The sequence below is a fragment of the Enterobacter sp. MGH 24 genome, assembly GCF_000493015.1.
GTDB lineage: Bacteria > Pseudomonadota > Gammaproteobacteria > Enterobacterales > Enterobacteriaceae > Enterobacter.
The window spans coordinates 1,752,261-1,774,083 of the sequence record NZ_KI535657.1 but is presented as its reverse complement, the minus strand read 5'-3'; the positions used below and the strand labels follow the sequence as shown (position 1 = coordinate 1,774,083).

Genomic DNA, 21,823 nt, shown 5'->3' with positions numbered 1-21,823 from the left:
GCTTTTTTAAACATAAATGTGAATAATCGTCAGCATAAATTATTTTCCTTCAAAGTTTCATTCGCTCGTTTTTCATACTCTTCAAACAATGCGTGATCTGTAGCCCAAATAATAAACAAAGCTTGTAAAGCCCCTACAATTAACGTTTTTGCGACATATTATTAACATCTTACAAGGAGAAAAAAAGCCATGAGCCAAATCCACAAACATGACATTCCCGCAAATATTGCGGACCGTTGCCTGATCACCCCGGAGCAGTACCACGAGAAATATCAGCAGTCCATCACCGCCCCGGACACCTTCTGGGGTGAGCAGGGCCATATCCTTGACTGGATCAAACCTTATCAGAAGGTGAAGAACACCTCCTTTGCGCCCGGCAATGTCTCTATTAAATGGTATGAAGATGGCACCCTGAACCTGGCGGCGAACTGCCTCGATCGTCACCTTGCCGAGCGCGGGAACGAGACGGCAATTATCTGGGAAGGCGATGATGCCTCCCAGAGCAAACACATTACCTATAAAGAACTGCACCGCGACGTGTGCCGCTTTGCCAACGTCCTGCTGGAAAAGGGCATTAAAAAGGGCGATGTGGTCGCTATCTATATGCCGATGGTGCCGGAAGCGGCGGTGGCCATGCTGGCCTGCGCGCGTATCGGCGCAATTCATTCGGTGATTTTCGGCGGGTTCTCGCCAGAAGCGGTTGCGGGTCGTATTGTCGATTCAAGTTCAAAACTGGTGATCACTGCCGATGAAGGCGTGCGCGCCGGACGCGGTATCCCACTGAAGAAAAACGTCGACGAAGCGCTGAAAAACCCGAACGTCAAAACGGTCAGTAACGTCATCGTCCTGAAGCGTACCGGCGGCAAAATCGACTGGAACGAAGGGCGCGACCTGTGGTGGAGCGACCTGATTGAGAACGCGAGCGACCAGCATCAGCCGGAAGAGATGAACGCAGAAGATCCGCTCTTCATTCTTTATACCTCCGGCTCCACCGGTAAGCCGAAAGGCGTGCTGCACACCACCGGCGGCTATCTGGTCTATGCGGCCACCACCTTCAAATACGTCTTCGACTATCATCCGGGCGACATCTACTGGTGTACCGCCGACGTGGGCTGGGTCACCGGACACAGCTACCTGCTGTACGGCCCGCTGGCCTGTGGCGCAACAACGCTGATGTTTGAGGGCGTACCCAACTGGCCGACCCCGGCGCGTATGTGTCAGGTGGTCGACAAACACCAGGTCAACATTCTCTACACCGCGCCAACGGCGATCCGCGCATTAATGGCGGAAGGTGATAAAGCCATCGAAGGCACTGATCGTTCTTCATTGCGCATCCTCGGTTCCGTGGGTGAGCCAATCAACCCGGAAGCCTGGGAGTGGTACTGGAAGAAAATCGGCAATGAGAAATGCCCGGTGATGGACACCTGGTGGCAGACCGAAACCGGCGGCTTCATGATCACCCCAATGCCGGGCGCCACGCAGCTGAAGGCTGGTTCCGCAACCCGTCCGTTCTTCGGCGTGCAGCCTGCGCTGGTGGATAACGAAGGCAACCCGCTGGAAGGGGCCACCGAAGGCAACCTGGTGATCACAGACTCCTGGCCGGGTCAGGCGCGTACCCTGTTCGGCGATCACGATCGCTTCGAGCAGACCTACTTCTCGACCTTTAAAAACATGTACTTCAGCGGCGACGGCGCGCGTCGTGATGAAGATGGCTATTACTGGATAACCGGGCGCGTGGACGATGTGCTAAACGTCTCCGGCCACCGTCTGGGCACCGCTGAGATTGAATCGGCGCTGGTGTCGCATCCGAAGATTGCTGAAGCCGCCGTTGTCGGTATTCCGCACAACATCAAAGGCCAGGCGATTTACGCCTATGTCACCCTGAACCACGGGGAAGAGCCGTCGCCAGAGCTTTACGCTGAGGTGCGCAACTGGGTACGTAAAGAGATTGGCCCGCTGGCGACGCCGGACGTGCTGCACTGGACCGACTCGCTGCCGAAAACCCGTTCCGGCAAAATTATGCGTCGTATCTTGCGCAAAATCGCGGCTGGAGACACCAGCAACCTCGGTGATACCTCAACGCTCGCGGATCCTGGCGTGGTGGAAAAACTGCTCGAAGAGAAGCAGTCCATCGCAATGCCTTCCTAGTGTTTTCTCCCTCTCCCCGCGGGAGAGGGCCGGGGTGAGGGCATCAGACCGCACCTTCCTCCCCTCACCCTAACCCTCTCCCCAAAAGGGAGAGGGGACTAAAAACAAACCTACCTTACCTTTGGAGACTCTGTGATGAATAACGATATTTGTCAGCAGATAGAGAATAGTGCGCACTACAGGGAGCTCGTCGATAAGCGGCAACGGTTTGCCTTCATCCTTTCCATCATCATGCTGGTTATCTACGTCGGCTTTATTCTGCTGATCGCATTTGCTCCGCACTGGCTGGGCACCCCGCTGCATGAGGGGACCAGCGTGACGCGCGGCATTCCGATTGGCATTGGCGTGATTGTGATTTCATTCGTGCTGACCGGCGTCTACGTCTGGCGCGCAAACGGTGAATTCGATCGTCTTAATAAAGCGGTACTGCAAGAGGTAAAAGCATCATGAAGCGAGTTCTGACGGCGCTCGCCGCCACACTTCCCTTTGCCGCCCACGCGGCGGATGCCATTACCGGCGAGGTCCAGCGCCAGCCAACCAACTGGCAGGCGATTGTGATGTTCCTGATTTTCGTCCTGCTGACGCTCTACATCACCTACTGGGCGTCGAAGCGCGTGCGCTCCCGTAATGATTACTACACCGCGGGCGGCAACATTACCGGCTTCCAGAACGGGCTGGCGATTGCGGGTGACTTTATGTCCGCCGCCTCCTTCCTCGGGATCTCCGCGCTGGTGTATACCTCCGGCTATGACGGTCTGATCTACTCCCTCGGCTTCCTCGTCGGCTGGCCGATCATCCTGTTCCTGATTGCCGAGCGCCTGCGTAACCTGGGCCGCTATACTTTCGCAGACGTGGCCTCGTATCGCCTGAAGCAGGGGCCGATTCGCACCCTCTCCGCCTGCGGCTCGCTGGTGGTGGTGGCGCTGTACCTGATTGCGCAGATGGTGGGCGCGGGTAAATTGATCGAACTGCTGTTCGGCCTGAACTACCACATCGCGGTAGTGCTGGTTGGCGTGCTGATGGTGATGTACGTGCTGTTCGGTGGCATGCTGGCGACCACCTGGGTGCAGATCATCAAAGCCGTCCTGCTGCTGTTCGGCGCCAGCTTTATGGCCTTTATGGTGATGAAGCACGTCGGCTTCAGCTTCAATAACCTGTTTACCGAAGCCATGGCGGTCCACCCGAAAGGGGAAGCGATCATGAGCCCGGGCGGGCTGGTGAAAGACCCAATATCCGCGCTCTCGCTGGGTCTCGGACTGATGTTCGGCACCGCGGGTCTGCCGCATATCCTGATGCGTTTCTTTACCGTGAGCGATGCGCGTGAAGCGCGCAAGAGCGTCTTCTACGCCACCGGTTTCATGGGTTACTTCTATATCCTGACCTTTATCATCGGCTTTGGCGCGATCATGCTGGTGGGGGCGAACCCGGCGTTTAAAGACGCGGCGGGCGCGCTGATTGGCGGTAACAACATGGCGGCGGTGCATCTGGCCGACGCGGTTGGCGGTAACCTGTTCCTCGGCTTTATCTCCGCCGTGGCCTTCGCCACCATTCTTGCGGTGGTTGCAGGGCTGACGCTGGCCGGCGCGTCTGCGGTGTCGCATGACCTCTACGCCAACGTCATCCGCAAAGGCGCGAGCGAGCGCGATGAGCTGAAGGTCTCGAAAATCACCGTGCTGGTGCTGGGCGTCGTGGCGATTCTGTTAGGCATTTTGTTCGAGAAGCAGAACATCGCCTTTATGGTGGGGCTGGCCTTCTCGATTGCGGCCAGCTGTAACTTCCCGATCATCCTGCTCTCCATGTACTGGTCAAAACTGACCACCCGTGGGGCGATGATTGGCGGCTGGCTGGGGCTGCTGACGGCGGTGATCCTGATGATTCTGGGCCCAACCATCTGGGTGCAGATCCTCGGTCACGCAAGCGCCATCTTCCCGTATGAATACCCGGCGCTGTTCTCTATCGCCGTGGCGTTTATCGGCATCTGGTTCTTCTCGGCCACCGACAATTCGCCGGAAGGTAACCTGGAGCGCGAGAAATTCCGCGCCCAGTTTATCCGTTCACAAACCGGTCTCGGCGTTGAGCAGGGTCGCGCGCACTAAGCCTTTCTCCCCGGCCGTTCTGGCCGGGGAGCTTAAAACATCACCCAGGCCACCAGCGGCGCAATCAGCACCATCACCACGCCCGAAAGCATCATCACCAGGCTCGCGACAACGCCCTCCTGCTGCCCAAGCTCATACGAACGTGCCGTGCCCGCCCCGTGCGACGCCGCGCCAAACCCCGCGCCTTTTGCCATCCCTTCACGGATCGACAATCGCAGGAACAGCATATCGCCGACCGCCATACCGAACACGCCCGTCACGACAACAAACAGCGCCACCAGATCCGGCTGTCCGCCGAGCGGTTTGGCGGCAGCCAGCGCAAACGGCGTGGTCACCGAGCGCACGGCCAGGCTGCGCTGAATTTCATCGGGCAGCGTAAACAGTCTCGCCAGCCAGACGGAGCTGCACACCGCGACCACCGTGGCGGTGATCACGCCTGCGCTGAGCGACATCCAGTGGCGTTTGATAATCGCCAGGTTGTCGTAAACGGGGACGGCAAAAGCGATGGTCGCCGGGCCCAGCAGCCACAGCAGCCAGTGGGATTCACCAATGTAGTTCTGCCAGGAGATGTGGCCGAAGACCAGCATCAGCACCAGCAGGATCGGCGTGAAGACCAGCGGCATCAGCGGCAGGGCGTGAAAGCGGCGATACAGCCGCTTGTTGGCAAAGTAGATCGCCAGCGTCGCAATCAGGCACAGGACGCTGATCTGAAAATTAGTCATGTTTGTGCCTGCTGATTTCAAAGCGATACACTTTATCCACCACCCAGGCGGTTGCCCCCAGCACCATCAGCGTACTCAGCGCGATGACCGCAAAGATTCGCCAGCCGTCGACCATCAGCAGCTGCGCATAGTTCACCACCGCCACCACGGCAGGAACAAAGAACAGCAGCATCTCCGCCAGCAGCCATCGCGCCCCGGCGCGCACCCAGTTAAGGGGGATCACGCGGCACAGAATAAGCGTGAGCATCAGCAGCATCCCGACAAGGTTGGCAGGCAGCGGCAGATGCAGCCAGCCGACAAGATATTCTGCGAAAACAAACAGTCCCGCGTAGAGCAGTACCTGAACCGGGACCTGGAGTCGTTGCACAACGGCAGGCGTAACACGGCTTAACGCCACGGCCATGGGGGTTTTCCTCAAAAATGAGACGAGGCGCCAGTATAGAGAGCGCACGGTGTGGACTGAAATGAATTAAAATCATCAAAGGTATAGTTTCGAGGAATAATCATGGACATAAGAACGCTGCGCTATTTTGTCGAAGTGGTTCGTCAGCAAAGTTTTACCCGCGCAGCGGAGAAGTTGTTTGTTACCCAGCCCACCATCAGCAAGATGCTGAAAAACCTCGAAGATGAACTGAACTGTACCTTGCTGATCCGCGACGGACGCAAGCTGTTGCTGACCGACACCGGACGCGTGGTGTTCGAACGCGGGCTGGCGATTCTGGCGGAGTTTCGCCAGCTGGAAGCAGAGCTGGGCGATATCAATCATCTGACGAAAGGGGTGCTTCGCCTCGGCATTCCGCCAATGGTGGGGATGATGATGGCCGGGCCGATTAGCCTGTTTCGCCAGCGTTATCCCGGCGTTGAGCTGAAGATTTCGGAGTTTGGTGGGTTAACCGTCCAGCAGGCCGTCACCAACGGCGAGCTCGACGTGGCAATGACCGCCCTTCCCGTTGAGGAAGAGAGCGGTCTGGCAACGCTTCCGCTCTTTAGCCACCCGCTGTGCGTGCTGGTTCCCCGCTCCGGCGACTGGCTGAAGAGAGACTCGGTGAGACCTGAACTGCTCGGCGAGCACCCTCTGCTGATCTACAACGAAGACTTCGCCCTCAGCCGCCAGCTGATGACGCTGTTTAGCCACCATAACGTCAAGCCGCGTATAGCGGTACGCAGCGGACAGTGGGATTTCCTGGCGGCGATGGTGCAGGCAGGCGTGGGAATTGCCATTCTGCCGCAGCCGATCTGCGAGCGTCTGGATAAAAACACGCTGCGCTGGATCCCGCTGGAAAGCGACCTGCACTGGCAGCTGGGGATGATCTGGCGAGAAGGGGTGTATCTGTCGCACAGCGCGCAGGCGTGGCTGCAGTGTTGTGAGGGGTTTTGGGTGCGGTCTGAATAGTGCCGGGTGGCGGCTTCGCCTTACCCGGCCTACGGTTCGAAGGTAGGCCCGGTAAGCGCAGCGCCACCGGGCAAAAGCGCGCTACTGATTCTCTATTAACAGCGCTTCCAGCAGGTCCAGATCGTGCAGCAGCTTTTGCAGCGTTTCGTTGCTGATCTGGCGCGTGGCGCGCAGGTGGTACAGTTCGGCACGCTCTGAGCGCAGCGCCGCCAGACGGAACCGGCGCTCCAGGTTCTCCTCCTGCAGCGAGCTTTCCACATCATTACGCCCGTCCGCGCGGCGGCGCAGGTTACCAATCACGCGGGAACTAACTTCCGTCAGCAGCTGATTGTCGATGTTCTCTTCCGCATCCGCAGCCAGACGCTCTTCCATTTTCTGAATCGCGACAATTGCCACTTCGGCGGTGGCCGCCCGGGCAATACGCTCCTCTTTATGCTGCTGGGTCGAATCACCGGCATCAATATGCTGGAGTAAAATCGGCAGCATAATCACGCCGACAAACAGGGAGAACAGAATCACGCCCGCCGCCAGGAAGACCAGCTCGTAGCGCGCCGGGAAGACGTCGCCCGTAGGCAGCAGCAGCGGAATGGAGAGCACACCGGCCAGGGTAATCGCCCCGCGGACGCCCGCAAAAGAGGCGATCAGCAGCTCACGCGTTGTCCACGAGCCGAACTCCATCGGCTTTTTCTTCAGGAAGCGTACGCTGAAGTTTTTCATCGTCCACAGCCAGCCGAAACGCACCAGCATCAGCGCCAGGTAGATCAGCACGACGTCGGTAAACAGCATCCAGACCTCAACGTTCGGGTCGGCTTCGGCCGCCACCAGCGAGGATTCCATAATGCCCGGCAGCTGCAAGCCCAGCAGCAGGAACACCATGCCGTTAAAGACAAATTCCAGCATGGCCCAGGTGCTGTTGGCACGCAGGCGCATGGCCAGCGGCGCGCGGCGCATCACGCCGGAGCGGGTGATGGTCATCCCTGCCGCAACCGCTGCCAGAATGCCCGACACGCCGATATGTTCGGCAATCAGATAAGAGGCAAACGGCAGCAGGAACAGCAGTACGATCTGCGTAGCGGGTTCATCGCCGCCCCAGCGGCTGAGGAAGCGCAATGAGCGGCCGTACAGCCAGCTCACCACGAAGCCTGCGAGAATACCGCCAATCGCCACCTTGAAGAATTCCAGCGTCGCGCCGCCGACGGTAAAGACCATCGTGCCCATCGCAACGGCCACGGCAAACTTCAGGGCGACCAGGCCGGAGGCGTCGTTCATCAGCGCCTCGCCCTGCAAAATGCCCATGATTTTCTTCGGAATACGGCCTTCGCCCACAATGCCGGAAAGCGCCACGGCATCGGTTGGCGACAGTACGGCGGCCAGCGCGAAAGCCGGTATTAATGGAATACCCGGTACCGCCCAGTAGATCAGAAAACCAATCCCGACGACGGTGACCACCACCAGCGCCAGCGCCAGGCCGAAGATTTCGCGCCCGTGCTCAAGGAATTCGCGCGTGGGCGTTTTCCAGCCATCGGCAAACAGCAGTGGCGGGATAAACAGCACGAGGAACAGTTCGGGGTCAAATTCCACGTGCAGGCCAAACGTCGGCCACGCCAGCAGCGCGCCGATGGCAATTTGCATTAATGGCAGGGGGACCTGAAAGGGCAGTACGCGTGTAACCACCCCGGATAGCGAGACCACAAGGGTCATGATGAGTATTGTGAAGAAGATTTCCATGCGTTCCCTGTTTGCTGTGTTGCTTATTTACTCCGGAAGGCGTCGTGCCTTTTATTCTATCTTCCCCAGAGTAACGCAAAAGGCAACAGGATGAGTCCTGAAAATAAAAACGGGCGGCCTGAGCCACCCGTTTTCGCATCAAAGGACAACTTAGATTGCCCAGCCGCCCGCATAGAACGCCACCAGCGCAACGGCGATAACCACGGTGCCGACGTTCAGCTTGCGCCACTCACCGGAGACCAGACGACCAATCACCAGCGACGCGAAGCCGATCATAATGCCGGTCACGATGTTACAGGTCAGCACGATAAAGACCGCGGTAATCAGGCCAGACATCGCATCCACGAAATCCGCAAAGTCGATTTTCGCCACGTTGCTCAGCATCAGCAGGCCAACGTACATCAGCGCTGGCGCGGTCGCATACGACGGAACCAGATAGGAGAGCGGAGAGAGGAACAGGATCAGCAGGAACAGCACGCCGACGGTGATTGCCGTCAGACCGGTTTTACCGCCTGCCGCCGTACCCGCTGCGGATTCGATGTACACCGCCGCAGGCGCCGCGCCCACCAGGCCAGAGAAGACGCTGCTCAGGGAGTCAGTGGTCAGCGCTTTGCCGCCATCAATAATCTGACCGTCTTTATCCAGCAGGTTCGCCTGACCGGCCACCGCACGAATGGTACCGGTCGCGTCAAACACGGCGGTCATCACCAGCGCCAGCACGCTTGGCAGGATCACCGGGTTCAGCGCGCCAACGATATCCAGGCTGCCAATCAGGGAGTTGCCTTTGTCATCGCTCAGCGACGGCATAGCGAAGATACCCGAGAAGTGTACGGTTGGATCGAAAATCAGGCCGACAACGGAAACGCCGATAATGGTCAGCAGAATGCCGCCCGGGACTTTCAGTTTTTCCAGACCGATAATCACCGCCAGACCGATCAGCGACATAATCACCGGGAAGCTGGCGAAGTGGCCCAGCGCTACCGGCAGACCGTCCAGCGGGTTCTTGATGACCAGACCAACGCCGTTGGCGGCGATCAGCAACAGGAACAGGCCGATGCCGATGCCGGTACCGTGCGCCACGCCCTGCGGCAGGTTGCGCAAAATCCAGCTACGGATGCCGGTTGCGGAAATCACGGTAAACAGCACACCCATCAGGAACACGGCACCCAGCGCAACCGGTACGCTGATGTGCTGACCCAGCACCAGGCTGAACGCGGTAAACGCGGTCAGAGAGATGGCGCAACCAATCGCCAGCGGCAGGTTCGCCCACAGGCCCATCACGATGGAGCCCACGCCGGCCACAAGGCAGGTCGCCACAAAGACAGCCGCTGGCGGGAAGCCTGCTTTGCCCAACATACTCGGCACAACGATGACGGAATAAACCATCGCCAGAAATGTTGTCAAACCGGCAACGATTTCCTGGCGCACGGTGCTGCCGCGGGCCGAAATTTTAAACATGGCGTCAAGTGAACCGCCAGTACGCGCAGATGGCGTAGACATAGAAAACATCCCCTGAGAGTTTTTTAGGAAGTCCGTAAGCGAGGTGGAGACGCCACTGCCAGCTGAACGTCAAATCCTTGTGTTGCGTTTGCGACGAAAGGGCGTCACAAAAAAAGCAAACGTTTAGCTCCGCGCTTACAAACGGGTGGTCAAATTAAGGCAAACGATTATCTAGCGTAATCCCCGCCCTTTTCAACTGAACTTTCTCGTTTTTCGCTAAAATTCACTTATGACGCTGAAGAAATAAACAGAGGATGCGCAAACGTTATCGTCTATGCGCAATTTGTTTACATTTCAGTCCTCACCCGGAATAGATAACGGGCCACCCTGTTGCAGCGTTTTTTGCCAGCCAGGGCTATTCTCAACCTTTGTCTTCCATGCCTGAATATGCGGCAGATTAGCGATACCGCCGCGTGCCAGCAGGGCAAAGATGGGAAAGCTCATCTGAATGTCGGCCATGCTGAGCGTATCCCCGGCAAACCAGCTGTTTTTAGCAAGGTGCGACTCAATAAAGCGCGCATGGGTTTCCAGCTGACGGTTGAGATACGCTTTCTGCACCCCCTGCCCCAGCGCTTTACCCAGGGTTCTGATACCAAACGGCACCGGCGGCTTGCCGAGGCTGTTGAAGACCAGCTTCATTAACAGCAGCGGCATCAGCGATCCTTCGGCGTAATGCAGCCAGAAGCGATATTGCACCTTATGCGCCGGATCCAAAGGCTTAAGGCGTGACGCGGGATCGTACGTTTCCTGCAGGTACTCCAGGATAGCGCCCGACTCCGCAAGGATCAGTCCGTTATCTTCGATGACCGGTGATTTACCCAGCGGATGCACCTTTTTGAGCGCCTCCGGTGCCAGCATGTTCTTTTCGCGCTGGTAGTGAACGATCTCATAAGGCAGGCCGAGTTCTTCCAGCGCCCAAATCACGCGGTGCGAGCGTGACTGGTTAAGGTGGTGTACCGTGAGCATGGTTTTCTCCTGTTATTCATACTTTTTAACTATAGAAAATTGAACAACACCGCGAAAAAAATTCGGCTAAAAACCGGTCAGCGACGCTGGCGAAAAAACGGGTCTTGCATAGAATTAAAGTGTCAGCACAATCCGGAACCTCCCCAACCAGCTCGACACTGAGGGGTGCTGATGTCGGGGGAAACCCTCCCGTGAACCAGCGGGATAGAGTGAAAGACAAAGACCGGGAAAAACTAAAGCGCCCTTATGTGGCGCTTTAGTTCTTTATAATGCTTTTTGCCGGGTGGCGGCTGCGCCTTACCCGGCCTACATTTGACGGTTTGGTAGGCCGGGTAAGCTAAGCGCCACCCGGCGAATGGGCTACACGCACGCTCAATCTTCTTCCAGCAGCCGCGCCCCCGTTCCCTGCTCACCCAGCCTGTCGCCGGGGTTACGCAACGGACAATCGCTCCGCGACAGGCAGCCGCAGCCGATACAGCCATCCAGCTCGTCGCGCAGGGCGACCAGCGTATGGATACGCCTGTCCAGCTCTTCACGCCACTGGGACGACAGCTCTTTCCACTCTTTCGGGCTAAGCGTGTGCCCTTCCGGCAGCACGCCAAACGCCTCGCCGATCGTGGCCAGGGGAATTCCGATTCGTTGCGCAATTTTGATAATCGCGACGTAGCGGAGCACGTCGCGGGTATAGCGGCGCTGGTTGCCCCCGTTACGGATACTCTTAATTAACCCTTTGCTTTCATAGAAGTGGAGCGCCGATACCGCAACGCCGCTTCGCTTTGCCACTTCGCCGGGGGTTAACAGCGCTTTAATTCGCGGCAATCTCTTTTCCATAAAACCTCTTTACCTCAAGTTAACTTGAGGAATTATACTCCCCCGCAGAGAAAACGACGAATTAACCGAGATAGTTGTATCTACAGAGGGGCAACCTTATGTCGCATCAGCAGATTATTCAGACGCTTATTGAATGGATTGATGAACATATCGACCAACCGTTGAACATTGATGTGGTCGCTAAAAAGTCGGGCTATTCGAAATGGTATTTACAGAGAATGTTCCGCACGGTCATGCATCAGACGCTGGGCGAGTACATTCGCCAGCGCAGACTGCTGCTGGCGGCGCAGGCGCTACGCTCAACGCAGCGGCCCATTTTTGATATCGCGATGGATCTTGGCTATGTGTCGCAACAAACCTTTTCCCGCGTGTTTCGCCGCGAGTTTGACCGCACGCCGAGCGACTATCGCCACCAGTTGAATTAATTACCCTCAGTGTAAAGGCTGCTGCTGCCAGGTCATAAATTCCTGGGGCGGCATCGCTTTTGCGAAGTGCCATCCCTGACAAAACTGGACGCCGCGCTTCAGCAGCCAGCTTACCTGCTCTGCCGTCTCTACCCCTTCCGCAATGGTTTTCAGCCGCAGGCTTTGCGCCATCTCGATAATATGCTCGGCGATCAGGTGGCTGGTGCTGTTGGTCGTTAGGGTATCGATAAACGATTTATCGATTTTCAGAATATCCACGTTCAGCGAGTAGAGGTTGTGCAGGTTCGAATAGCCGGTACCGAAATCATCAATCGCGACTTCATAACCCGCCTGACGGAAAGCCTGAATCACCGGCGTGGTTTTTGGCACATCGATAAAACCGCGTTCCGTCACTTCTATTTTGATTTGCTGCGCACGGACGGCGTAGTGGTGAGCCTTGTCGGAAATCATGGCGATCAGCCGCGAGGAGTGGAAATCCGTGGCCGACAGGTTAATCGAAATATAGAGATGCGGGTGCTCGGCCAGGAAATGGCCCAGATCGTTGAATACTTCCTCAACGACATAGTCCGTAATCCGCTCGCTCATCCCCTCATTTTCCGCCAGCGGAATAAACTCCGCCGGGCTCATCACCTGCCCGTTAAAACCGGGCCAGCGTAACAACGCCTCCGCGCCCACGCACTGGTTGTTCTTGATATCAATAATCGGCTGATAGTGCACGCAAAGCTGTCGTTTGTTCAGCGCCCGGTGCAGTAAGCGCCCCGGCGAATTGAGCTCACGATGGGTACGAGACCATACCAGCAAAATAATAATGCTGCAGATCATGCCCAGCGGTAGGGTCAACGTCGCCTGGTGATAAAGCGTTTCATAAAAGCGTTTATTCGATGTCGACACAATGGCCGCAATAGGTCTTTTGGGGGATGTTACGATCGTATAAAAGCGATTATCTTTTTGAAATACCGATTCCTTATCCCGAATCATCGAATTTAATAAAGAAACATTGGCTTTCTGGCTCACGGAAAAGAAAGCATTGGTTACCGTGTCGTACACCCCCCAGGAGAGAGAATGATCTGCGGACATGACTTCGCTGTATGAAAGCGGGTTGACGACCACCACATAATTTCCGCGCTGCATATATGTCATTTTATAGCCAGTATAAAATGGGGTATCGCGATAATAATAGATAGCGACGTCAGGTTTACGCGTGTAATTAGCGACAGGAATGGCGTAGGGGTGATCCGGTGTAAAAACGGTCGAACAAAGAAAATTCTGACCTTCCGCGTAAATTAAATCGGCGACAAACAGACGGCCACGAACAACGTTCAGCATATATTGACGATGTCCCGGCGTGCAACGCTCACCCTGATATTTTTTAGCCTCGTTCCGGGCCAGATCAACCTGTTGAATAACCAGTTCTGTTTTGTCTAATGCCAGTTCGGCAAATGTCCGTAGCTGGGCGCTTGTTTCAGACACGGCTCGTAGCTGGGCAAACCATAGCGCAAGCATCACCGGCAGCATAACTACCATGATGATCCCTACCATCCTGAGCATTTTGCGCCGCGCGCTACGATTCATTTCCCGCCCTATATCCCTGCATGTTGTACGCCTGTAGTAATGAAGGCCGGATGCTTTGTTAAACAGGTGATTACGTTGCATGAATCATGCGAAGTTAGCAACTGACTTTTGGTATTAAAAATCTTAAATTTCGTTATGACGATAATATTTTCCCGTAAGCTAAACTATAAGTATTCGTTCCGTTTCAATTAAGGAAAATAATTATCCAGCCCGCAAGGGCGGTGGGAAGATAACACACCAGGCGATTGTTGATTAAGCCAAACGTCTGACAGCATGAAAAAAGTACAACTTCATCATGACGTTTTATGCTATTTACTCTGGGCTTTTGTGTTCGTTGATTTATAAATAATCAGTCTTTACCACACTATTTTCAGGATCGGCTGAGAATAACCCTCTTTTATAAAAACCGAATTTGAGGTACCCCCACTCGCCCGATGGGCGCTTCCGCCGCGCTGTGGGTCCGCCCCCCTCCAGCGCCAAAGGTACAACCAGCCTGCCCGCTCTCCTTTCCGGAGGAATAAAATCCTCTTTTTTGATCGCACAGATACTGGCGAATAAATCAACAAACGTGATATAGTTCACACATATTTTGTAACGAGAAACACTGTTTCATTCAGTTCGTCTGTTTTGTAGAGGATGGGTTTTATGGCAACCATTACTACCAGCATGGTTCTTCTGCGTTGGCCTTTGTTGAGTGCGGTACTGATGTTTTTAGCCAGCACGCTGAACATTCAGTTTCGCAAATCTGACTATGCGGGTCTTGCTGTTATCAGCACCCTGCTGGGGCTGGGTGCGGCCTGCTGGTTTGCAACGGGTCTGCTTGGCATCACTCTGCTGGATATCGCCGCCGTCTGGGAAAATATTAAAGTGGTGATGGTTGAGGCGATGAGCCACACGCCGCCCGACTGGCCGATGGTGATTACCTGATCCCTTACGGAATAAAAAAACCCAGACCATGGTCTGGGTTTTTTGTCTTAAGCACTCGGAAATCAGAACGGAATGTCGTCGTCGAAATCCATTGGCGGTTCGTTAGACGGCGCCGGAGCAGACTGCTGCTGCGGACGTGACTGTGCGCCGCCGCTGAACTGGTTGCCGCCCTGCGGCTGCTGAGGCTGACCCCAACCGCCCTGCTGCTGGCTCTGACCACCACCTGCTGGTGCACCACCGCCCTGACGGCCACCCAGCATCTGCATGGTACCGCCCACGTTAACCACGACTTCAGTGGTGTACTTCTCAGCACCGGACTGATCGGTCCATTTACGGGTACGCAGCTGGCCTTCGATATAGACCTGAGAACCTTTACGCAGATACTCACCGGCCACTTCGGCCAGTTTGCCAAACAGCACTACTCGGTGCCATTCGGTCTGCTCTTTCATCTCACCGGTCGCTTTATCACGCCAGGATTCGGAAGTAGCCAGCGTAATGTTGGCAACTGCGCCACCACTCGGCATGTAGCGTACTTCCGGGTCCTGGCCCAGATTACCGACGAGAATCACCTTGTTTACGCCTCTGCTGGCCATGTTCGTGTCTCCTGAATACGTTTCTTAATAGTGTAAACGCGCGAGTGTACCATTTCCATGCTGCACTTTGATAGTTGCGTAGCACGTTCCAGAGTTCTCTCGCAACTCGGCATTGTTACACAGCCAATCAGAAAATGCATTCCAATACTGTATATTCAAACAGGTCAAATTGTGTCATAATTAGCCGTTTCTGACAGCCGTTTGTCCTTCAAACAAACCAGGCAATCCGTGTTCCAACCGGGAAAGGTGAATGGATAAGATCGAAGTTCGGGGCGCCCGCACCCACAATCTCAAGAATATCAACCTCATAATCCCTCGCGACAAACTCATTGTCGTGACCGGGCTTTCGGGGTCTGGCAAATCCTCACTGGCCTTCGACACTTTGTATGCCGAAGGACAGCGTCGTTACGTTGAATCACTCTCTGCGTACGCGCGTCAGTTCCTGTCGCTGATGGAAAAACCGGATGTCGACCATATTGAAGGGTTGTCCCCTGCTATCTCTATTGAGCAGAAGTCCACCTCGCATAACCCGCGTTCAACGGTCGGTACCATTACCGAAATTCATGACTACCTGCGTCTGCTGTATGCCCGCGTGGGTGAGCCGCGCTGCCCGGACCACGACGTTCCGCTGGCGGCCCAGACCGTAAGCCAGATGGTGGATAACGTGCTGTCGCAGCCGGAAGGCAAACGCCTGATGCTGCTGGCGCCGATCATCAAAGAGCGAAAAGGCGAACACACCAAAACGCTGGAGAACCTGGCAAGCCAGGGCTATATCCGCGCGCGTATCGACGGCGAGGTGTGCGACCTGTCCGATCCGCCAAAGCTGGAGCTGCAGAAGAAGCACACCATCGAAGTGGTGATTGACCGTTTCAAGGTGCGCGACGATCTCGCCACGCGTCTGGCGGAATCCTTTGAAACGGCGCTGGAACTCTCTGGCGGCACGGCCGTGGTCTCCGACATGGACGACCCAAAAACGGAAGAGCTGCTCTTCTCCGCCAACTTCGCCTGCCCGATTTGCGGCTACAGCATGCGCGAGCTGGAACCGCGCCTGTTCTCATTCAACAACCCGGCGGGCGCGTGCCCGACGTGTGACGGCCTGGGTGTTCAACAATATTTCGACCCGGACCGAGTGATTCAAAACCCGGAGCTGTCGCTGGCGGGCGGCGCCATTCGCGGCTGGGACAAGCGTAACTTCTACTACTTCCAGATGCTGAAATCGCTGGCGGAGCACTACAAGTTCGACGTTGAAGCCCCGTGGGCCAGCCTGAGCGCGAACGTGCACAGAGTGATCCTGTTCGGTTCCGGCAAAGAGAACATCGAGTTCAAGTATATGAACGATCGCGGCGATACCTCCGTGCGTCGCCACCCGTTCGAAGGGGTGCTGCACAACATGGAGCGCCGCTACAAAGAGACCGAATCCAGCGCGGTGCGCGAGGAGCTGGCGAAGTTCATCAGCAACCGCTCCTGCGCCACCTGTGAAGGCACGCGTCTGCGTCGCGAAGCGCGCCACGTGTTTGTGGAAAACACGGCGCTGCCGACCATCTCAGACATGAGCATCGGCCACGCGATGGACTTCTTCAACAACCTGAAGCTCTCCGGCCAGCGCGCGAAAATTGCCGAAAAAGTGCTGAAAGAGATCGGCGATCGCCTGAAGTTCCTGGTGAACGTTGGCCTGAACTACCTGACGCTTTCCCGCTCGGCGGAAACGCTCTCCGGCGGTGAGGCCCAGCGTATCCGTCTGGCGAGCCAGATTGGTGCGGGTCTGGTAGGCGTGATGTACGTGCTGGATGAACCGTCCATCGGCCTGCACCAGCGCGACAACGAGCGTCTGCTCGGGACGCTGGTTCACCTGCGCAACCTCGGCAACACGGTCATCGTGGTCGAGCACGATGAAGATGCGATCCGTGCGGCTGACCACGTCATCGACATCGGACCGGGCGCTGGCGTGCACGGCGGACAGGTGGTCGCGGAAGGCACGTTGAAGGACATTATGGCGGTACCCGAGTCGCTGACCGGCCAGTTCATGAGCGGCAAGCGCAAGATTGAAGTGCCGAAACAGCGCGTGGCGGCAGATCCGGAAAAAGTGCTGAAGCTGACCGGCGCGCGCGGCAACAACCTGAAAGACGTCACCCTGACGCTGCCGGTTGGCCTGTTTACCTGTATCACCGGCGTGTCCGGTTCCGGTAAATCGACGCTGATCAACGATACGCTGTTCCCGATTGCGCAGACGGCGCTGAACGGCGCGACGCTGGCCGAGCCTGCGCCGTACCGCGACATCCAGGGTCTGGAGCATTTCGATAAAGTTATCGACATTGACCAAAGCCCGATTGGCCGTACCCCGCGCTCTAACCCGGCAACCTATACCGGCGTCTTCACGCCCGTACGTGAACTGTTTGCCGGCGTGCCGGAAGCGCGTTCACGCGGCTATACGCCAGGACGTTTCAGCTTTAACGTTCGCGGCGGTCGCTGCGAAGCGTGCCAGGGCGACGGCGTGATCAAGGTTGAGATGCACTTCCTGCCGGATATCTACGTGCCGTGCGACCAGTGCAAAGGCAAGCGCTATAACCGCGAAACGCTGGAGATTAAGTACAAGGGCAAAACCATCCACGAAGTGCTGGATATGACCATCGAAGAGGCGCGCGAGTTCTTTGACGCCGTTCCTGCGCTGGCGCGTAAGCTGCAAACGCTGATGGACGTGGGCCTGACCTACATTCGTCTGGGGCAGTCGGCCACCACGCTGTCCGGCGGTGAAGCGCAGCGCGTGAAGCTGGCGCGTGAGCTGTCAAAACGCGGCACCGGTCAGACGCTCTACATTCTGGACGAGCCGACCACCGGCCTGCACTTTGCCGACATCCAGCAGCTGCTTGAGGTGCTGCATCAGCTCAGAGATCAGGGCAACACTATCGTGGTCATCGAACATAACCTAGACGTGATTAAAACCGCGGACTGGATTGTCGATCTCGGCCCGGAAGGCGGCAGCGGCGGCGGTGAAATTCTCGTCTCCGGTACGCCAGAGACCGTTGCAGAGTGCGAAGCCTCGCACACCGCGCGCTTCCTCAAACCGTTGCTGTAATTGTCACACGGAGAGTTGCTGTCGGGTGGTTTCCGGCAGCAGCTCAACCGCCTGCTGATAGGACGCGTCCACCAGGTAGTAAATCTGCGAGCCAGGAATCGAACCGTCCAGATAAACGGTGCTCCAGTGAGCCTTATTGAGGTGCTTGCTCGGCCTCACGTCATCATGCTGCTGACGTAACAAATCCGCCAGTTCAGGGCTGGTTTTCAGCGACGCCGCCGGACGGCCCTCCACCTCTTTCACCATCGCAAACAGCACATCACCCACCTTAATCTGCGTGGCTTTCCAGTCGCTGTGGACGCTCTGCTCCGCGCCGGGCTTGCTCATGCAGTACTGAAGTATCTCCGAAATTGTCATCTTTATTCCCCTTGCAGCGTGGCGATAATTTTACGCGAACCACCATGAATACGATGCTCTCCCAGCCAGATCCCCTGCCACGTTCCCAACAGCAACCGCCCGTTGTAAACCGGCAGCATCAGCGATACGCCCAGCAGGGAGGATTTAATATGCGAAGGCATGTCGTCCGCCCCCTCATAGTCATGCTCATAAGGCGCGTTATCCGGCACGCTCTTCAGAAAATAGTGCTCCATGTCGGACCGGACGGTGGGATCGCAATTTTCATTAAGCGTGAGAGAGGCGGACGTGTGCTGAAGCAGCAGATGCAGCAAACCCGTTCTGACGCGCGACAGATCGCGGAGTTGCCCGATGACTTCATCCGTCACCAGGTGGAATCCGCGTGGTTTAGCGCTTAAGGTCAGAGTCTGTTGGTACCACATGTGCTGCTCCGTATTGAAAGATGAATCTTTCTAAGTGTGCAGCAAGAAGACGAAAGGTAAAACCCGCAGCAGCGAGATTTGATTAAAAAAGAGACAAACTCGCTGCCCGGTACTTAATACTCCGAGTTGACGATCACCTCTTCGCCAAACTTTCCGGCCATCGGCAGCGGTCGATACGTGGAGTTAGAGGCACGTAACACCCTGATCCCTCTGGCGCCCACGTCATGCGCGGCGGTGATGTCGTTATCCGAATCGCCGTAGAATACTTTGATATTTTTCTTTTCCAGCCACTGGGTTTTGGTGTTTTGCCCTTCTTTGTCACCGGCAAAAATCACCGGATTCATGCTGGCCGCCGGGATCTGGAAATCATCCTGCAGCGTTTTCGAGACGGTTTCCGTTTTGGTCTGACTGCGGCCGGTCACAAAATAAATGCTGTCACCGCGCTTCACGTGCATGGCAATAAGCGCACGGGCAACCTCTTTCGGGATGCTGAATTCGTCCCAGCCGTTATTCATTTTTTCCCAGAATTCCGGGTTCTTCAGATACGCTTCGCTGTCCGGTGAATACGTTTTCTTTCCGCGCCAGAAGCCGGGGCTTGAGAACAGCACGGTATCATCAATGTCAAAGCCCACGGCCATTGGCGCACGGCCCATCAGGCTGTTTTCGATTTGGGCCACGGAAACCCAGTGAATGGGTGCCTGCTCGGCGAGAATGGCGGCGGTGGTGCCTGTGTAAAGCGGCGTCGGGGCAGAAGCTCGCGCGACGACGGCGCTATTAAGCGAGAACAATAAGCAGGCGGCGCTGAGCGCCAGTGTGATCTTGCGCATATTTTCCCCTGAATATTCAGTTTGTTATTGTTTTAATTTGAGCGAATGGTCAAAAAACTATCCGACCATAACCCCAGCGGGAGGTGAAGGGAAGGAGTTTTTGCTTATGAAGCTGAATAAAAAGAAGACGATCACAAAGAGTGGAATAGGCGTGTAGGCCCGGTAAGCGAAGCGCCACCGGGAAATGATTGGCACCGGCGCAAACAAAAAAGCCGGGTGGCGGCTGCGCCTTACCCGGCCTACATATGGCATGTAGTAAGTGAATACTTACATCACAGCAGCAAACGCCTGCGCCACGCGATGAACGTTGCTGGCATTCAAACCCGCTACGCACATACGGCCACTGGCGATCAGGTAGACGCCGAACTCTTCGCGCAGGCGATCGACCTGGGCCGCACTCAGTCCGGTATAGCTGAACATCCCGCGCTGCTTGAGCAGATAGTCGAAATTATGTCCCGGCACGGCCTCTTTCAGGACGTTAACCAGCTCCTGACGCATCGTCTGAATGCGCTGGCGCATCGCTTCCACTTCCGCAAGCCAGGACGCTTTCAGCTTTTCGTCACCGAGCACCGTCGCCACCACCTGCGCACCAAAGTTTGGCGGGCTGGAGTAAATGCGACGCACCGTCGCCTTCAACTGGCCCAGCACGCGACCTGCCGCTTCGGCGTCTTCACACACCACGGACAGACCGCCAACGCGTTCACCGTACAGGGAGAAGATTTTAGAGAAGGAGTTGCTGACCAGAACAGGCAGCCCGGCGCTGGCCACGGCGCGAATGGCGTAAGCATCTTCTTCCATGCCCGCGCCAAAGCCCTGGTAGGCAATGTCGAGGAACGGGATCAGGTTGCGGGCCTTCAGTACCTCAATCACCGCATCCCACTGGGCGTTGGTGAGATCCGCACCGGTTGGGTTATGGCAGCATGGATGCAGCAGCACAATACTGCGCTCCGGCAGGGTGTTCAGTTTTTCCAGCAGCGCGTCAACGCGCACGCCGTTAGTTTCGCTGTCAAACCATGGATAGGTCGCCACTTTGAAACCTGCGCCCTCGAAGATCGCAACGTGGTTTTCCCACGTCGGGTCACTCACCCACACGCCTGAATCCGGGAAGTATTTTTTCAGGAAGTCGGCACCCACCTTCAGCGCACCCGAGCCGCCCAGCGTCTGGATGGTCGCCACGCGTTTTTGCGCGAGCACCGCGTGATCGGCACCAAACAGCAGCGGCGCAATGGTGCTGCGGTAGGCATTTAATCCTTCCATCGGCAGATAGAGCGACGCGCCGTGTGGAACAGCGTTCAGACGCGCTTCAGCTTCGGCAACGGCCTGCAGCTGAGGAATAAAACCCTCGTGGTTGTAATACAAACCGATGCTCAGGTTCACTTTGTCGCTGCGAGGATCTTCTTTGAAACGCTCCATTAAGGAGAGGATAGGGTCGCCGGCATAGGCGTCAACTTTCTGAAACACGCGATGGTTCTCCGGAATTCGATGAGGCAGGGATTTCAACAATAAACCGGAATATCACGCAACACCACCCTTTAAGATTATCCTGCGATCGGCATAGGTTTTTTGCGTCCTCTCGCCATGACATTTACCCAATATTTTCCTCTTCTCGCTTTCCGTAATGTGACTCCTGCGCAACCGCGCATTCACTGATTCAAGGAGTTCACATCATGGATTCACAATTTATTGGTTCAGTCATTAACGCCCTGCCGCTGGAGCATATGATCGGCGGCCCGCTGCAGGCGATGATCAAAGCACAGGTTCAGGCGAGCAAGGCCTACACTGACTTCCTTCTCTCCGTCTGTATTAAAGACGGCAAAGCTGTCGCGATCGAGTTCGACTACGACGAAACCGTGGTAGACGAACAGGGGGTCAATAAAGGCAGCGTGACCCGCAAGATGAGCATTCCGCTCCTGGCGGCGGTCACCCACCCCATCATCTGTATCGAGGACGGTACCATCGACTTTGAGCTGGAAGTGAGCCAAAGCGAAGCCAGCTCCAGCAGCACCGAAGCGGAAGCCTCCGTGGAAGCGTCCGTCGGCTGGGGCGTATTTAAAGCGAAAATGACCGGCAAGGTCTCCCATAAATCGGAGCAGACCCGCTCGACCGATACACGCGCGAAATACTCCATTCATACCCAGATTAAACGCCAGGAGCCACCTGAAGCTCTGCAGCGCGTAATTGATTACCTGACCAACGCCAAAACCAAGCCTGTCGCCGCGCAGTAATCTTCCACGCCGCGACATACG

At 56.3% G+C, this 21,823-nt stretch carries 20 protein-coding genes; 8 read left to right on the top strand and 12 right to left on the bottom strand.

All coding sequences use genetic code 11. From position 1 onward, the window contains the following. Window positions 1-189: 189 nt before the first annotated feature. The 3 genes from acs to actP all read left to right on the top strand — a co-directional run bounded on the left by acs (window position 190) and on the right by actP (window position 4,244). Window positions 190-2,148 carry an acetate--CoA ligase gene (gene acs, locus L370_RS13445; protein ID WP_023334188.1) on the top strand — a complete coding sequence of 653 codons (1,959 nt, stop codon included), beginning with the start codon at window positions 190-192 and terminating at the stop codon, window positions 2,146-2,148. A 135-nt stretch (window positions 2,149-2,283) separates the two neighbouring features. Then, window positions 2,284-2,598 (top strand): DUF485 domain-containing protein, encoded by a 315-nt coding sequence (locus L370_RS13450; RefSeq protein ID WP_023334187.1) that lies wholly within the window; start codon window positions 2,284-2,286, stop codon window positions 2,596-2,598. Then, the gene (gene actP, locus L370_RS13455; protein WP_023334186.1) at window positions 2,595-4,244 is read left to right on the top strand and encodes a cation/acetate symporter ActP; all 1,650 of its coding nucleotides are present in this window, start codon (window positions 2,595-2,597) and stop codon (window positions 4,242-4,244) included. The genes L370_RS13450 and actP overlap by 4 nt, the downstream gene beginning before the upstream one ends. 32 nt (window positions 4,245-4,276) lie before the next feature. Here the strand turns inward: actP and L370_RS13460 are convergent, their stop codons facing one another. Further along, window positions 4,277-4,966: an LrgB family protein gene (locus L370_RS13460; RefSeq protein WP_023310063.1), complete on the bottom strand. Its 690-nt coding sequence runs from the start codon at window positions 4,964-4,966 to the stop codon at window positions 4,277-4,279. After that, window positions 4,959-5,369 carry a CidA/LrgA family protein gene (locus L370_RS13465; RefSeq protein WP_021242769.1) on the bottom strand — a complete coding sequence of 137 codons (411 nt, stop codon included), beginning with the start codon at window positions 5,367-5,369 and terminating at the stop codon, window positions 4,959-4,961. Before L370_RS13465 ends, L370_RS13460 begins: the two co-directional genes overlap by 8 nt. Window positions 5,370-5,471: 102 nt before the next feature. Between L370_RS13465 and L370_RS13470 the strand changes: the two genes are divergently transcribed. Next, a complete protein-coding gene (locus tag L370_RS13470) occupies window positions 5,472-6,359 on the top strand; it encodes a LysR family transcriptional regulator (protein WP_023334185.1) in 888 nt (295 codons plus the stop codon). Between the two features lie 81 nt (window positions 6,360-6,440). On the opposite strand, the gene L370_RS13475 is transcribed toward L370_RS13470, so the two are convergent. The 4 genes from L370_RS13475 to soxR form a co-directional block, all read right to left on the bottom strand. Next, window positions 6,441-8,087: a Na+/H+ antiporter gene (locus tag L370_RS13475; RefSeq protein WP_023334184.1), complete on the bottom strand. Its 1,647-nt coding sequence runs from the start codon at window positions 8,085-8,087 to the stop codon at window positions 6,441-6,443. Between the two features lie 150 nt (window positions 8,088-8,237). Beyond that, the gene (gene ghxP / locus L370_RS13480; protein ID WP_023334183.1) at window positions 8,238-9,587 is read right to left on the bottom strand and encodes a guanine/hypoxanthine transporter GhxP; all 1,350 of its coding nucleotides are present in this window, start codon (window positions 9,585-9,587) and stop codon (window positions 8,238-8,240) included. Between the two features lie 294 nt (window positions 9,588-9,881). Further along, the gene (locus tag L370_RS13485; protein ID WP_023334182.1) at window positions 9,882-10,553 is read right to left on the bottom strand and encodes a glutathione S-transferase family protein; all 672 of its coding nucleotides are present in this window, start codon (window positions 10,551-10,553) and stop codon (window positions 9,882-9,884) included. Window positions 10,554-10,925: 372 nt separating this feature from the next. Next, on the bottom strand, window positions 10,926-11,384 hold the full coding sequence (gene soxR, locus L370_RS13490; protein WP_023331806.1) for a redox-sensitive transcriptional activator SoxR: 459 nt from the start codon (window positions 11,382-11,384) through the stop codon (window positions 10,926-10,928). A gap of 98 nt (window positions 11,385-11,482) precedes the next feature. Between soxR and soxS the strand changes: the two genes are divergently transcribed. Next, window positions 11,483-11,809 (top strand): superoxide response transcriptional regulator SoxS, encoded by a 327-nt coding sequence (gene soxS, locus L370_RS13495; protein ID WP_013095071.1) that lies wholly within the window; start codon window positions 11,483-11,485, stop codon window positions 11,807-11,809. 6 nt (window positions 11,810-11,815) lie between these two features. Here the strand turns inward: soxS and L370_RS13500 are convergent, their stop codons facing one another. Beyond that, entirely contained in the window at window positions 11,816-13,381 is a 1,566-nt protein-coding gene (locus tag L370_RS13500) for an EAL domain-containing protein (RefSeq protein ID WP_023334181.1), read from the bottom strand. A gap of 645 nt (window positions 13,382-14,026) precedes the next feature. On the opposite strand from L370_RS13500, the gene L370_RS13505 reads away from it, so the two are divergent. After that, a complete protein-coding gene (locus tag L370_RS13505) occupies window positions 14,027-14,308 on the top strand; it encodes a YjcB family protein (protein WP_008503385.1) in 282 nt (93 codons plus the stop codon). A 62-nt stretch (window positions 14,309-14,370) separates the two neighbouring features. Here the strand turns inward: L370_RS13505 and ssb1 are convergent, their stop codons facing one another. Next, window positions 14,371-14,901, bottom strand: a complete 531-nt coding sequence (gene ssb1 / locus L370_RS13510; protein WP_023310055.1) for a single-stranded DNA-binding protein SSB1 — start codon at window positions 14,899-14,901, stop codon at window positions 14,371-14,373. A 250-nt stretch (window positions 14,902-15,151) separates the two neighbouring features. On the opposite strand from ssb1, the gene uvrA reads away from it, so the two are divergent. After that, window positions 15,152-17,974 (top strand): excinuclease ABC subunit UvrA, encoded by a 2,823-nt coding sequence (gene uvrA, locus L370_RS13515; RefSeq protein ID WP_023334180.1) that lies wholly within the window; start codon window positions 15,152-15,154, stop codon window positions 17,972-17,974. Window positions 17,975-17,977: 3 nt separating this feature from the next. Here uvrA and L370_RS13520 read toward each other — a convergent pair whose 3' ends face one another. The 4 genes from L370_RS13520 to tyrB all read right to left on the bottom strand — a co-directional run bounded on the left by L370_RS13520 (window position 17,978) and on the right by tyrB (window position 21,038). Continuing rightward, window positions 17,978-18,331, bottom strand: coding sequence for an MmcQ/YjbR family DNA-binding protein (locus L370_RS13520; protein WP_023310053.1), 354 nt, complete (start codon window positions 18,329-18,331; stop codon window positions 17,978-17,980). 2 nt (window positions 18,332-18,333) lie between these two features. Further along, window positions 18,334-18,750: a secondary thiamine-phosphate synthase enzyme YjbQ gene (locus L370_RS13525; protein ID WP_023334179.1), complete on the bottom strand. Its 417-nt coding sequence runs from the start codon at window positions 18,748-18,750 to the stop codon at window positions 18,334-18,336. A gap of 113 nt (window positions 18,751-18,863) precedes the next feature. Next, a complete protein-coding gene (aphA, locus tag L370_RS13530; RefSeq protein WP_023334178.1) occupies window positions 18,864-19,577 on the bottom strand; it encodes an acid phosphatase AphA in 714 nt (237 codons plus the stop codon). A gap of 267 nt (window positions 19,578-19,844) precedes the next feature. Continuing rightward, window positions 19,845-21,038 (bottom strand): aromatic amino acid transaminase, encoded by a 1,194-nt coding sequence (gene tyrB, locus L370_RS13535; RefSeq protein WP_023334177.1) that lies wholly within the window; start codon window positions 21,036-21,038, stop codon window positions 19,845-19,847. A gap of 206 nt (window positions 21,039-21,244) precedes the next feature. On the opposite strand from tyrB, the gene L370_RS13540 reads away from it, so the two are divergent. Next, window positions 21,245-21,802 carry a DUF2589 domain-containing protein gene (locus tag L370_RS13540; protein WP_023334176.1) on the top strand — a complete coding sequence of 186 codons (558 nt, stop codon included), beginning with the start codon at window positions 21,245-21,247 and terminating at the stop codon, window positions 21,800-21,802. Window positions 21,803-21,823: the final 21 nt, after the last annotated feature.